We start from the raw sequence: 12535 nt of genomic DNA on the forward strand, positions 1-12535 counted from the left end.
TCATCACCGTCTTAAATATTTCCAATTCACTATATCACATTCCACTTTAATTATGGAACGCGCATCCATTTTTGCACATTTATATTTTTCATTGGTCTGTGTTTCGTTGTATAATTATGTCACTAAGACAAAGGAGAATTCTATGAAAAGAACAGAAAGAAGAAGGATGCATCCTGCATTAAAGATACTGCTCGCTGTGGTCCTCATATCAGTCCTTGTTTTCGCAGGACTCATCGCGTATGTGTACTTCCAGCTTAAAGGCACTACCGGTCAGGTGTTTGACGACGATTTTTCCAACGCCACTTCGGAGCTCAGGGAAACGGATGTCAGCTTCCGGAACGGAGACCCGATCTCGGTCGTACTGTTCGGCACGGACGACGACCAGGAACGCAATGAAAGCGGAATGGGGCAGCGCTCCGATACGATAATGGTCGTGACCCTGAACCCCAATACCGACGAGGGAAGAATCGTCAGCATCCCCCGGGATACACGTGCTGAAATAGCAGAACGGGGGACGGTGGAGAAGATAAACCATGCATACGCCTACGGTGGTCCTGAGATGGCGAAACGCACTGTAGAGAATTTCCTCGACCTGCCCATCGACCACTTCGTCTCCATCAACATGGATGGATTTACGACGATCATTGATGAAATCGGCGGCGTCACCATAACGAGCCAAGATACATTCGAGCAGTCGGGTTACCAGTTTACAGCAGGCGAGACCTATGAGATGGATGGAGATATGGCCCTCGCCTTTTCAAGAAGCCGGAAGGCTGAAGGTGCCGGCGGCGACGCGGGGCGCCAGAATAGACAGCAGCAGGTGGTTCAGGGCATTGCCCAGGAGATCATGAGTCTCCAGACGCTCACCAACTTCAATGGTGTGCTCAATGTCCTGAGCGACAATGTGAGGACGGATATCCCATTCGGTGAATTGAATGCGCTCCGTTCGGATTATCAGGAGGCTGCACGGAATATGGACCGTCTGACATTGGAAGGTACAGACCAAAGACTGGATGATGGCCTGTGGTATTTCCTCCCGAATGACGAATCGTACAATGAGTTAAGAAGAGAATTGCGGGAGAACCTGGAACTGGAATAAGAAATGGAAGGGAGGACAAGTATATGCTCATCGATTTCGTACTGAATATTTCAATCACCATCACCGGCATATACCTGTTCCACCGGCTCCAGTACCTGGAAGACCGCAGATTCATCGATTCGGACATCTTTCAGGCGCTGCTGATGACCACCCTGTCCGTACTGCTGCTGATGGTGCCGATACATATGTATGATATGGTCTTCAGCCTTTATTTCATTCCATTGCTGATTCTCGTCAAGTACAGCGTCCCCTACCTGATCATCGTTTCGGTGCTGATCGTCTTCATGTTCCACCATATGATATTCAACTTCGACTGGCAGCTCTACCTCATATTCTTCATCCTCTATATACTGATCATGATGATACTGCCTTTCCTGAAATTCCAGAAGTTGAAGGAGCTGACTGCAGCAAGCATCATCTTCACTTCACTCTATGTCATCAGCATCCACATCTTCGTACAGCCACTCACTGCGTTCCAGATGATCGTCTTCATCCTGGCGAGCACCCTCGTGATGTTCGTTGCAATGATGATGTACGAGGACATCAATGCAATCCTAAGGCTCCTTAAACGCTATGAGGAGGAGGAATATAAGGATTTCCTCACCCAGCTGGGAAATGTCAAGGCGCTGGACAACGCTGTCGTCGAACTTCTGGAGGAGAGTGATACACTCAGCATGCTGCTCATCGACATCGATAATTTCAGTCTGATCAATGATGAACACAGCCACGCTTCAGGGGATGCACTGATTAGACAGATGGCGCACCTTCTGAACAACCATGCCCCGACAGGCGGGATGCTATTCAGAAGCAGTGGAGAAGAGTTTTCCATGGTCATACCGGATCTATCCTTCGATAGGACGGTCAGGCTGGCCGAAGCAATCCGCAACAGCGTCGAGCGTGCAAACTTCCATATAAGCGATACGGACACGGTACACCTGACCGTATCGATTGGTGTCGGATACCAGGTTGTCGTCCCCAATACGAAGGGAAGGCTGCTCAAGGAAGCGGACGATATGGTACACGCTGCAAAAAAACAGGGGCAGAACCGCGTCATGTTCAATCCATTATAAAAAAACCAGGATTGCATATCGCAACCCTGGTGCTAGTCTTCTACCGAGGAAAGGTTTTTAAGTGTAATGTTATGATGTGAGCCACTCCACTTCAACTTTCCACCCTCAAAATAGAAAGCCTGGGGAGATTCATGTTTGATATCAAAATGTTCAGCGATATAATTGGATAGGTTCCGATGGTCCTGAACGACCAGGTAGTATCCATCCATATCCCTTTCATAATGGAATTTCTGGAATTCGTCGAAGGCACCAGCCGAAATCGGACATGTACTGCTATGCTTCATAAAAAAGAAATCTTTATTATCCTGCAACAACTTTTGAAAAGCTTCAACCGATGTTGTTTTTGTTAGCATTTCATCACCTTCTCATTAAACTGTTAATAACTTATCATTTATTGCTTCATTTAGCAAATACCATTCTTTGCTGTGTTATAATGACTTTGATTGGAGGATTCACATGAATAATAAACCACTTAAAAGATGGACCTTCCTGGATACCATCAATGCAGCCCTGCTGATAGTCGTTCTGCTGTTCATGCTCGATTTCGAGAACAACAGAGCCGTATCCATCATTCTTCTGGCTGTATTTGCATTCTGGATTACAACCGTGATCCTGAGGAACGTCTTCATCTCCAAAATTGAAAAGGACCCGAACCATCCGATGCATAGGCAGCAGTCGGGTAAAGGGGAAGATAAATAGAGAGCGAACTATGACAGTTCGCTCTCTATTTCGTTGAGCTGATCATAATACTCCTGATCCAGCTGCTGATAAGTCTCCCTTAATGGGAGTATATTCTGCAGCTGCAGTTCCTGGAGCTGTTCATTGTACTGCATCGTGTTCTTGCGCTCTTCGTAGTACTTTTCAAAACCATAGTACATCTCAAGGGTGAGGCTGCGGACACGTACTCCCTTATCGGTCTCGAGGTTCATTTCATTCAGTGATTGTATATGTTCGTTAATGAGGGGGAGCATGACTTCATCGATATGCTCCATCTTCTCCGCCCTGGATTCATCCTGCTGCAGCATCTCGGCCTCTTCTTCGAGCGCCGTGCTATTTTCATTGATCTGGGTGACGATTGCATCCATCTCTTCCGTCTCAGCTTCATCGCTGATCGAATCTATCACTGCATCCCTCTCCTCCTGGTTTTCCATGAAGGTCTGGCTCAGTTGGATGAGCGACTCATTGGAACGGACGGACATATAATACGTTTCTGTATAGTCACTCAGCTGCTGGACGAAGGTCCCCTTCAGCTCCAGGCTCTCAAGGTACGATTCATGGATTTCCGCCAGTTCCTCATTTGAGACTTCGATGCCTGCCACTGCCTCTTTCATCTCCGAGACAATGGGCATGATCTCCTCATCCAGCGTTTCAATCAGGGAAGCAAGCCTTTCCATATCAATCTCCTCGTTTCTGGGAGAGAGCGTTTCGGGCAGATCACCGATTTCCAGCTGACTCATCTTCTCGTCATATTCGGAATCAAGCACATGCACATCATCCATGCTTGCCATATAACTTTCGACATCCGCCTGGAAACTGGAAGTGCAGCCCGCCAACAGGAGGATACCCAGCACCATGGATACTATAATTGAAATTTTTTTATTATGCACGGAAGGTCACACTTTCATATTGTTATAGTGAGGCGGCCTCTGCTCCAATTGCTAAACAAAATATAGCACACATGATGAATCATAACAATGGAATGGATATTGGATTGGCAAACCGGGGGATATTGCCTTATAATGGTGATAAGTATTTTCTCTTGAAAGGAAAAGTTATGGTGAACCATACTCAAATCGAAGAAGACTTAAGGTCTCTATTAGATCATTCAGAAATAAAAACATATGAACCCTTAAAAAAATATACATATACGGAAACCGGAGGTCCTGCAGACTTCTACATCACCGTCCATGATATCGAAGACGCCTCCCGCGTCCTCCAGTACAGTTACAGTAATAATATTCCTGTAACTTATCTTGGCAATGGCTCCAACATCATCATAAGGGATGGCGGGATCCGCGGCATTGTATTGAACCTGCTCGAGTTGAATTATTTATTCGAGTCGGATGACATCATTACAGTAGGCAGCGGACGCGCCATCATTGACGTCTCCAACTATGCAAGGGACCTCTCGCTGACCGGTATGGAGTTTGCCTGTGGCATCCCCGGGAGTGTCGGGGGCGCCGTCTATATGAATGCAGGTGCCTATGGCGGCGAAATCAAGGACTGCCTCCTCGAGGTCACCGTTTTGGATGAAACCGGCAGAAGAATCACTTTGAGGAATGACGAGCTGGGACTCGAATACAGGAAAAGCATGGTCCAGGAAAACGACTATGCTGTGGTCGAAGCCAAGTTCAGACTGAAACCCGGGAAACTGGATGAGATTCAGAAAATGATGGATGACCTGACGGAACGCCGGTCAACCAAACAACCTCTCGAGTACCCCTCATGCGGGAGTGTCTTCCAGAGGCCGCCCGGCAATTTTGCAGGTAAACTGATCCAGGAGGCTGGCCTTCAGGGCTACCGTATCGGTGGCGTCGAAGTTTCGAAAAAGCATGCCGGCTTCATGGTCAATGTGGATGGCGGCACAGCAGGTGACTATGAAGCCCTGATTGAACATGTGCAGAAAAGGGTCTTCAACCTTTTCGGTGTCACCCTGAACCGCGAAGTGCGCATCATCGGTGAACCTGCCCATAAGCAGGTGGAACCCTACAAGTGACGTTCCGTATAATAAAAGACCCATCAAATGATGGGTCTTTCTTTTTATTGCTCCAGAGCCTGCTCGATTTCTTCAAGCTGGCCGATTGTCGTCATCACACCGCCTGAAGCGAGGTACCAGAGTTTTGCGTCGAGGTCGACAACCCTGTCGTTCTTGATCGCGTCCACATCCTGTATGACATTATTGTCAAGGACTGTGCTGGAGGAGGACTCTCCACCAATGGCGCTTCCCCTGTCGAGGGCAAGGATGATGCCTGGGTTCCTATCATTGATATATTCGTAACTGATGGCCTGGCCATGCCTTGTAGTCGAGATTTCCTCATCTACCGGTTCAAATCCAAGGTCTTCAAAAAGGAATCCGTAACGTCCACCTGGTCCGTGTGCTGAAAGTTCACCTTCATTTGCCATGACGAACAGCATCGTTTCATCTGTATCCGTCACTTTCTGCTTCACTTCCTCTATCTTGCTGTCAAGATCTGCATTCAGTGACTCAGCTTCTGAAGATTTGTCGTAGATGTCCCCGATCATCTGTGTATAATGTTTGACTTCTTCGAAATAATTTTCATTCGAAGGTGCGACATAGAGCACTTGGGCATCCGGTGCCGCTTTCTCAAACTCATCAATCATTGCGGAAGTCGCCTGACGTCCTGAAATCATGATGACCTCAGGCTGCAGTTCAGCAATCTTTTCGAAGTCCGGATCTTTCAGTGTACCGAGGTTTGCGTACTCATCTCCCTGAAACGCTTCAAGTTCATCAGGCAGTGTGCTTGCACTTTGTCCTTTAGGCAGTCCGACGACGCTGTCCGCCTCGCCGAGTTCATGGATTGTGGAAAGTGCACCATAGTCGAATACTGCGACTTTTTCCGGATTCACCGGCACTTCCACAGTTTCCGAAACTTCTTCACTTGCTTCTTCTCCTTCTGCAGCTTCATCGGAAATCGTGAACTGGTTTTCCACTTCAACAGTTTCCTGCCCTTCCGATTCTGACGCTTCACTTTCAGAGGTACTTTCTCCATTTCCACATGCTGCAAGGACCATGAGTACCATTACAGTAAACAATAAGTAAAATTTCTTCATTTTCCATTCCTCTTTCCAATTAGTGTTTTCAGCCCCCACTAAAAACATCCATATATCCGATAAGTCCCCATCACCTCCTTAAATGCATACGCCTCACATATACTATGCCCGTACCTGGTCTTCGATGAAATCATCCACCGAAGCATCTTGATGCTCGTCGAAGTACACGCATATCTGCTGTCCATAGATGCACTCTATATTGATGTCCATTTCGTATATGTCCTCAAGGATTTCCTTCTTGATGACATCATCCTTCTTGCCGCTGACTGCCACTTTCCCGTCTTTCATTGCAACGATGTTATCGGAATAGCAGGAAGCGAAATTAATGTCATGGATGACGATGATGATCGTCTTATTGCGTTCCCTCACGAGCCTCCTCAAGATCTGCATGATCTGCACGGAGTGCTTCATGTCAAGATTGTTGAGCGGTTCATCGAGGAAGATGTATTCAGTATCCTGGGCAATCGTCATGGCAATGTATACACGCTGCCTCTGGCCGCCGGAAAGTTCATCGATATAGCGCTCTTCATATTCCTCAAGTTCCATGTAGCTGATCGCCTCATCGATGATTTCGTGGTCCCTTTCGTTCAGCCTTCCCTTTGAATAGGGGAACCGGCCGAAACTGATCAGTTCACGTACCGTGATCTTCAGATCCATGTGGTTGGACTGCTTCAGGATGGCAATCTTCTTGGCAAGGGCATCACTTGGTGCCTGAAGGATGTTCTTCCCTTCCAGCAGCACCTCTCCACTGTCCTGGTCGAGCAGGCGTGTGATCATGGACAGCAGCGTACTCTTGCCGGCGCCATTCGGTCCGATGAAGGAAGTGACTTTCCCTTTGGCAATTGAAACGGATACGTCATTGACTACTTTCTTTTGGCCGTAAATTTTTGATATACCTTTAAGATCGATCATCTTCGACTCTCCTTAAGCATTAATATGATGAAGTACACACCGCCGACAAGGTTGATGATTACACTGATCTCAACCGCCTGGTTGAATACGTACTGGGTCAGCATCTGACCGAGGAGTAACGTAATCACTGCAAGCAGCGTACTCCCGAGGAGCAGGTAGCGGTGTTTGAACGTTTTGAACATTTCATGCGCCAGGTTGACAACAAGCAGGCCGAGGAACATGATCGGCCCTACGAGTGCGGTCGATACCGATACCAGAACCGCAATGATGAGCAGAAGCTGGGAAACTTTTCTATCGTAGTTTATACCCAAGTTTATCGCATGATCCCGTCCTAATGCAATCACGTCCAGGGAATGGAAGTCCCTGAGTACTATGATCAGCATGAGGAGGACGATTGCACCGGTGATCCAGATCAGGGAATCATTGATGGCATTGAATGATGCGAACATCGAATTCTGCAGGATCAGGAAATCGTCCGGATTGATCAGCATCTGCATGAACGTCGACAGGCTGTTGAAGAACGTGCCCAATATGATGCCGATCAGGAGCAGCAGGAATACATGGCTGCCGGTAAGCTTGAAAAGATACTTGAATACCAGGACTGTAAAGATCACAAGCCCGAACATGCTGACCAGATAGTTGACGAAATCATTGGTGAGCAGCGGGGAATTGGTCCCTACTATGAATACGATGATGGTCTGTATGAACAGATAGACCGAATCAAGCCCCATGATTGATGGGGTCAGAATGCGGTTTTTCGTGATCGTCTGGAAGATGACTGTCGAAATCGCAATCGCTATGCCTACGATCAGCATCGTCACCACCCGGTTGACCCGGGAAGGAAGCTGATAGAACAGTATGTCGAAATTCAACTGATAGAGGACATAGAACCCTGCAATCGCCAACGTCACAATCGTCAATATGAGAAGCAGGCGGTTGTTCTTTCCATTATGCATTTGATTTCACCCTCCTGAATATCATGATCAAGAAGATGAAACTTCCTATGACACCGATCATCAGCCCGATTGAAATTTCGTACGGAAAGATGATCACACGTCCAAGAATATCACATATCATTACGAACACTGCCCCAAGTACTGCTGTTTGAAGAATCGTATTCTTCAGGTGATCCCCCTGAAATATGGAAATGATATTCGGAATGATCAGACCAAGGAATGGCAGCATTCCCACAGTAACGACTACAAGCGCTGTAATCACTGCAGTAATAAGCAGACCTATGTTTATGACCCTTTTGTAGTTGAGCCCAAGATTCTTTGAAAAATCCTGTCCCATTCCCGCAATCGTAAATTGATTGGCATACAGAAGTGCAATGATCAGGAATGGAATGCTTATGTATAGGACTTCATACCGGCCGGAGATGATGATCGAAAAATCCCCCTGCAGCCAGCTTGATAGGGACTGGACCGAATTCGTCCTCAGGCTGAGGAAGGTCGCCACGCTGGAGACCACATTCCCTAGCATCAGCCCGATGAGTGGAACGAATACCACATCCTTGAACTGTACACGCTGTATAATCTGCATGAACAGCAGTGTACCTGCCAGGCTCAATGCCGAAGCGAAGAGCAGTTTCACAAGAAGGCTCGCCGTCGGGAAGAACATCAGTGCGATCAATATGCCGAGCCGTGCCCAATCCATCGTACCCGCAGTGGTGGGAGAAACAAATTTGTTGCGGGTCAGCTGCTGCATGATCAGGCCACACACACTGAGTGATGCACCTGCGATGATGATGGCGATGGTCCTTGGAAACCGGCTCTCCATGATGATGTTCTTCTGGTTGTCGGTCAAGTTGAAAAGATCACCAGGAGCAAGGTCGACGACGCCCACAAACATCGAAATAATTGATAGCACGACCAATAATATAATCATGATGTCCAGTCTGAATAGTTTATGTATCATATTAATCCACCTTAATTGATAATGATTATCACCGATAATCACAGTTACAATTATACACTGAAAGCTGTTATTTTCAAGCGTTTACACGATTCAGATAAAAAATAAAGCCATCCAATTGAACATCAGATGGCGTGTTTTAGTATCAGTTGATGATGATGGTGTTGCCGTTCGGCGCCTCTTCCGAGCCTGAAAGGATGGACATGACCGTGTTGATGGCCTCGGAATTCGAGCGTTCCGGTGATTCCTCATATCTGATGGAAGGACGGTAGCTGAGTGCATACACATCGACATCCTCCTTCCTAAGCTCTGCAGCAGTGGAATGTGTGAGTGCCTCGATGGCCCCGGTCACCGTATAGTACAGGTTCCGTTCGAAGACATCTTCAAAGGATGGTTCGATGACATTGATGATCTTGGCGTCCCGCTCATCCTTCAGCATGGGCCGCAATGTACGTATGCCGAGATAGGTGCCCCATACATGCTCATACATCACCTGGTTGAACTCATCAAACGACACATCATATACGGAACGGTTTTCTGTAAATATGGTATGGACGAGTATGATTCCATTCAATGTATTATAATCCTGCTGTATTTCCTCGACGGTAGCCACCCAGTCGATCTCCTTAGATTGCTCCAGAAGGACCACCTTATGATTGCCTTCCGAACGCTCCTGGAGCGCCTTCAGAAGATTGTCCAGCTCCACGTGTTCAAGCCCTGCAAGAATGACATTTGCACCCTGCTCTGCCAGATGCATGGACAGTTCCTTGCCGAGCGGTGTGACAGCACTCGATACGATATAAGTTTTATCCTGCAAATTCATGGTTTCCTCCTGATTTCAAGCTTCCAATCTATATATATTGTAAACCTTAAGAGGCCACTTTACAAACAGCAGTATCTGCATGAGGAACCGGTCTACTCTACAGTGATCTCGGCTTGTGGCATAGTATGCAGTTGCATTGCGTCGACATGTGAAATGACCGTATAGGTACCCGCTTCTTCGAATGTATACTCCATGGTGTACACCCCATCCGCGTCATGCTGCGCTTCAATATTTTCCAGGCTCTCCTCGCCAGACAGTACTTCGTACATCACTTTGTCCGCATCCGTGATATCCTCGCCATTTGAATGCACGTGGGCGCTGAATTCGACTGTATCGCCGGCTTCTGCAGTCTCCGGCACTTCCAGGTCGACTTCAAGTGCATGCACTTCATCCTCGCCTGGGTTGTCATGGTTCATTTCAGCCTCAGTCTCCCCACCATTGCCGCAGGCCGTGAGAAGTGCCAGACTGAGCATCATTGCAAACATCATAAATTTCGATTTCATGGTTATTGCTCCTTTTATAAATCTATATATGAAATCATAGCACGGAAAAGGACAGCACGTTTACACCCTAATTGTCATTTGTTTGAAAGCATTGTGTCGGAAAAATGACAAAAAGCCGATTTTCATCGGCTTCCTGATCATCGTATCTTTTTCATGAGGTTGGCCATTTCTATGGCGCCGGTTGCAGTTTCCGCACCTTTGTTCCCGGCCTTGGTGCCTGCACGCTCGATTGCCTGCTCGATATTTTCAGTGGTGATGATGCCGAACATGACGGGGACACCTGTAGTGAGCCCCGCCTGGGAAATGCCCTTGGCGGCCTCATTGCAGACATAGTCATAATGCGTCGTACTGCCGCGGATGACACAGCCGAGCGCCACCACTGCGTCATAATTCCCCGACTCCGCCAGCGTCTTGGCTGCAAGCGGGATTTCAAATGCACCCGGCACATAGATGAGGTCGATGTCTTCAGTATCGACATCGTGGCTGACGAGCGCCCCTTCTGCTCCGCTGACGAGCTGGGATGTGATGAAGTCATTGAACCTTCCGGCCACAATGGCAATCTTAAGGTCTGTACCGATCAATTTTGTGTCTATTCTATTCATATAATTTTGCCTCCTAGAGCAGATGTCCGAGTTTTTCCTTTTTGGTCTTCAAATAATCCTGGTTGACGACATTCGCCTGAACAATGTGGCTCTGCCGGTTCACCTTGATGCCTTCCTCTTCGAGCCCCCTGATTTTTCTTGGGTTGTTGCTGAGCAGTGTCACCTCATCCAGCCCGAGCTGGTGGAGCATATCCGCAGCAACATCGTATTTCCTCAAGTCGGCATCAAAACCGAGATGCTCGTTTGCACTTACCGTATCATAGCCCTGCTCGATCAGTTCATAGGCTTTGAGCTTGTTGATCAGACCGATCCCCCGGCCTTCCTGCCTCATATACAGGATGATGCCATCCTGGTCGTTTATGATGCGCATCGCACGTTCCAGCTGTTCTCCACAATCGCAGCGCTGACTGTGGAAGACATCCCCGGTCAGGCATTCGGAGTGGATCCTCACTGTCATGTTGTTCTTCAGTTCGCCGTGTACAAGCGCAAGATGTTCCTTGCCCGTGTCATTGTCTACGAATCCGTACATCTTGAACCGGCCATAGTCCGTCGGCAGCTGGACGGTACTTTCCAGGGTGACGCCTGTGAATTTCTGCATGTGCCGCTTCAGATCTTCTATCGTTATCATTTTGAGGTCATGCTTCTCCTTGTAGATTTCAAGGTCGTCCACACGCGCCATCGTGCCGTCATCATTCATGATTTCACATATTACTCCAACCGGCACCGCCCCTGACAGGCGGGCCAGATCCGTCGATGCTTCGGTGTGTCCCATGCGTTCAAGCACTCCGCCATCCTTTGCCACCAGCGGAAATATATGGCCGGGGGCGTTGAAATCAGAAGGCTTAACCCCTCCCTCCGTCAGCGCACGGATCGTATCATACCGTTCATGGGCACTGATGCCGGTCGTCGTGGAGACATGGTCGATGGAGGCCGTAAAAGCCGTCCCATGGGGATCTCTGTTGTTGTTCACCATCGGGGAGAGCCCGGCCTTTTCTGCAATTTCACCGGTCAGCGGCGTACAGATCAGGCCGCGGCCATGGGTGGCCATGAAGTTCACTTCATCGGCTGTAATATACTCTGCGATACCTACCAGATCCCCTTCATTTTCACGATCCTCATCATCCACCACAATGATCAGTTTCCCCTGCTTCAGATCTTCAACTGCAGATTCTATCGTATCAAACATGGCGGTCACCCACTTCTTCGAGCGCCCCGATATTCAAGGTGCCTCCTGAGTGGAGCAGATGGTCCACGTGCTTCATCAGCATATCCGCTTCGATATTGACCCGGTCGCCCGCGCCCTTTTGTGCAAGCGTTGTCCGTTCCTGGGTCTCCGGAACCAGGTTGAGGATGATTTCAGACGCTTCCAGATCGACGTCGAACAATGTCAGGCTGATGCCATCCACTGCGACAGATCCTTTCTTCACCATATATTTCATCAATGATGAAGGGCATGCGATATGCATGACAAGCGCACTGCCATCATCATTGACGGAAGTGATTTCACCGGTGCCGTCGACATGGCCGGAGACGATATGACCGCCGAGCCGTGTGGACAGTGTCAATGCCCGCTCGAGATTGACGGGCATTCCCGCTTCGATCTTGTCGAGGCTCGTTATACGCTTCGTTTCATTGACCATCTCGACAGTGAAGCTGTCCGCATCAATCCCGGTCACTGTCAGGCATGTTCCGTTCACACTGACCGAATCTCCAAGTTTCAGGTCATCGAATGTCCCTGTAAATATTTCAAACACCGTATGTTCTCCTGTATCCGCCGCTTTCTTCACTTCGCCGATCTGTTCGATAATTCCTGTAAACAT

The 12535-nt window shown here is 48.2% G+C and carries 15 protein-coding genes; 4 read left to right on the plus strand and 11 right to left on the minus strand.

What is annotated here, in order from left to right; genetic code table 11:
- Positions 1 to 142: 142 nt before the first annotated feature.
- Both EDC33_RS06460 and gdpS read left to right on the plus strand, forming a co-directional pair.
- Positions 143 to 1099 (plus strand): LCP family glycopolymer transferase, encoded by a 957-nt coding sequence (locus EDC33_RS06460; RefSeq protein ID WP_094906696.1) that lies wholly within the window; start codon positions 143 to 145, stop codon positions 1097 to 1099.
- Between the two features lie 23 nt (positions 1100 to 1122).
- On the plus strand, positions 1123 to 2169 hold the full coding sequence (gene gdpS, locus EDC33_RS06465) for a GGDEF domain-containing protein GdpS (RefSeq protein ID WP_094906697.1): 1047 nt from the start codon (positions 1123 to 1125) through the stop codon (positions 2167 to 2169).
- A 32-nt stretch (positions 2170 to 2201) separates the two neighbouring features.
- Here gdpS and ytxJ read toward each other — a convergent pair whose 3' ends face one another.
- Positions 2202 to 2522, minus strand: a complete 321-nt coding sequence (gene ytxJ / locus EDC33_RS06470; RefSeq protein ID WP_094906698.1) for a bacillithiol system redox-active protein YtxJ — start codon at positions 2520 to 2522, stop codon at positions 2202 to 2204.
- Positions 2523 to 2625: 103 nt separating this feature from the next.
- Here ytxJ and EDC33_RS06475 point away from each other — a divergent pair, with 103 nt between their 5' ends.
- On the plus strand, positions 2626 to 2868 hold the full coding sequence (locus EDC33_RS06475; protein ID WP_094906699.1) for a hypothetical protein: 243 nt from the start codon (positions 2626 to 2628) through the stop codon (positions 2866 to 2868).
- Positions 2869 to 2876: 8 nt separating this feature from the next.
- On the opposite strand, the gene EDC33_RS06480 is transcribed toward EDC33_RS06475, so the two are convergent.
- On the minus strand, positions 2877 to 3776 hold the full coding sequence (locus EDC33_RS06480) for an EMYY motif lipoprotein (RefSeq protein ID WP_124010556.1): 900 nt from the start codon (positions 3774 to 3776) through the stop codon (positions 2877 to 2879).
- Positions 3777 to 3943: 167 nt separating this feature from the next.
- Here EDC33_RS06480 and murB point away from each other — a divergent pair, with 167 nt between their 5' ends.
- Complete coding sequence (gene murB, locus EDC33_RS06485) at positions 3944 to 4885, plus strand: UDP-N-acetylmuramate dehydrogenase (RefSeq protein WP_124010557.1); 942 nt, start codon at positions 3944 to 3946, stop codon at positions 4883 to 4885.
- A gap of 44 nt (positions 4886 to 4929) precedes the next feature.
- On the opposite strand, the gene EDC33_RS06490 is transcribed toward murB, so the two are convergent.
- The 9 genes from EDC33_RS06490 to EDC33_RS06530 form a co-directional block, all read right to left on the minus strand.
- A complete protein-coding gene (locus EDC33_RS06490; protein WP_170156367.1) occupies positions 4930 to 5931 on the minus strand; it encodes a siderophore ABC transporter substrate-binding protein in 1002 nt (333 codons plus the stop codon).
- A 132-nt stretch (positions 5932 to 6063) separates the two neighbouring features.
- Positions 6064 to 6873, minus strand: coding sequence for an iron ABC transporter ATP-binding protein (locus EDC33_RS06495; RefSeq protein ID WP_124010558.1), 810 nt, complete (start codon positions 6871 to 6873; stop codon positions 6064 to 6066).
- Positions 6870 to 7829, minus strand: a complete 960-nt coding sequence (locus tag EDC33_RS06500; protein WP_124010559.1) for an iron chelate uptake ABC transporter family permease subunit — start codon at positions 7827 to 7829, stop codon at positions 6870 to 6872. Before EDC33_RS06500 ends, EDC33_RS06495 begins: the two co-directional genes overlap by 4 nt.
- Positions 7822 to 8790, minus strand: a complete 969-nt coding sequence (locus EDC33_RS06505; protein ID WP_124010560.1) for an ABC transporter permease — start codon at positions 8788 to 8790, stop codon at positions 7822 to 7824. The genes EDC33_RS06500 and EDC33_RS06505 overlap by 8 nt, the downstream gene beginning before the upstream one ends.
- Before the next feature lie 142 nt (positions 8791 to 8932).
- Entirely contained in the window at positions 8933 to 9610 is a 678-nt protein-coding gene (locus EDC33_RS06510) for an SDR family NAD(P)-dependent oxidoreductase (RefSeq protein ID WP_124010561.1), read from the minus strand.
- Between the two features lie 92 nt (positions 9611 to 9702).
- Positions 9703 to 10113, minus strand: coding sequence for a FixH family protein (locus tag EDC33_RS06515; protein ID WP_124010562.1), 411 nt, complete (start codon positions 10111 to 10113; stop codon positions 9703 to 9705).
- Positions 10114 to 10250: 137 nt separating this feature from the next.
- Complete coding sequence (gene ribH / locus EDC33_RS06520; RefSeq protein ID WP_094906708.1) at positions 10251 to 10715, minus strand: 6,7-dimethyl-8-ribityllumazine synthase; 465 nt, start codon at positions 10713 to 10715, stop codon at positions 10251 to 10253.
- Between the two features lie 13 nt (positions 10716 to 10728).
- Positions 10729 to 11901, minus strand: a complete 1173-nt coding sequence (gene ribB / locus EDC33_RS06525) for a 3,4-dihydroxy-2-butanone-4-phosphate synthase (protein WP_124010563.1) — start codon at positions 11899 to 11901, stop codon at positions 10729 to 10731.
- Positions 11894 to 12535 (minus strand): riboflavin synthase, encoded by a 642-nt coding sequence (locus EDC33_RS06530; RefSeq protein WP_124010564.1) that lies wholly within the window; start codon positions 12533 to 12535, stop codon positions 11894 to 11896. Before EDC33_RS06530 ends, ribB begins: the two co-directional genes overlap by 8 nt.

The sequence above is a fragment of the Salinicoccus roseus genome (assembly GCF_003814515.1).
Lineage (GTDB): Bacteria > Bacillota > Bacilli > Staphylococcales > Salinicoccaceae > Salinicoccus > Salinicoccus roseus.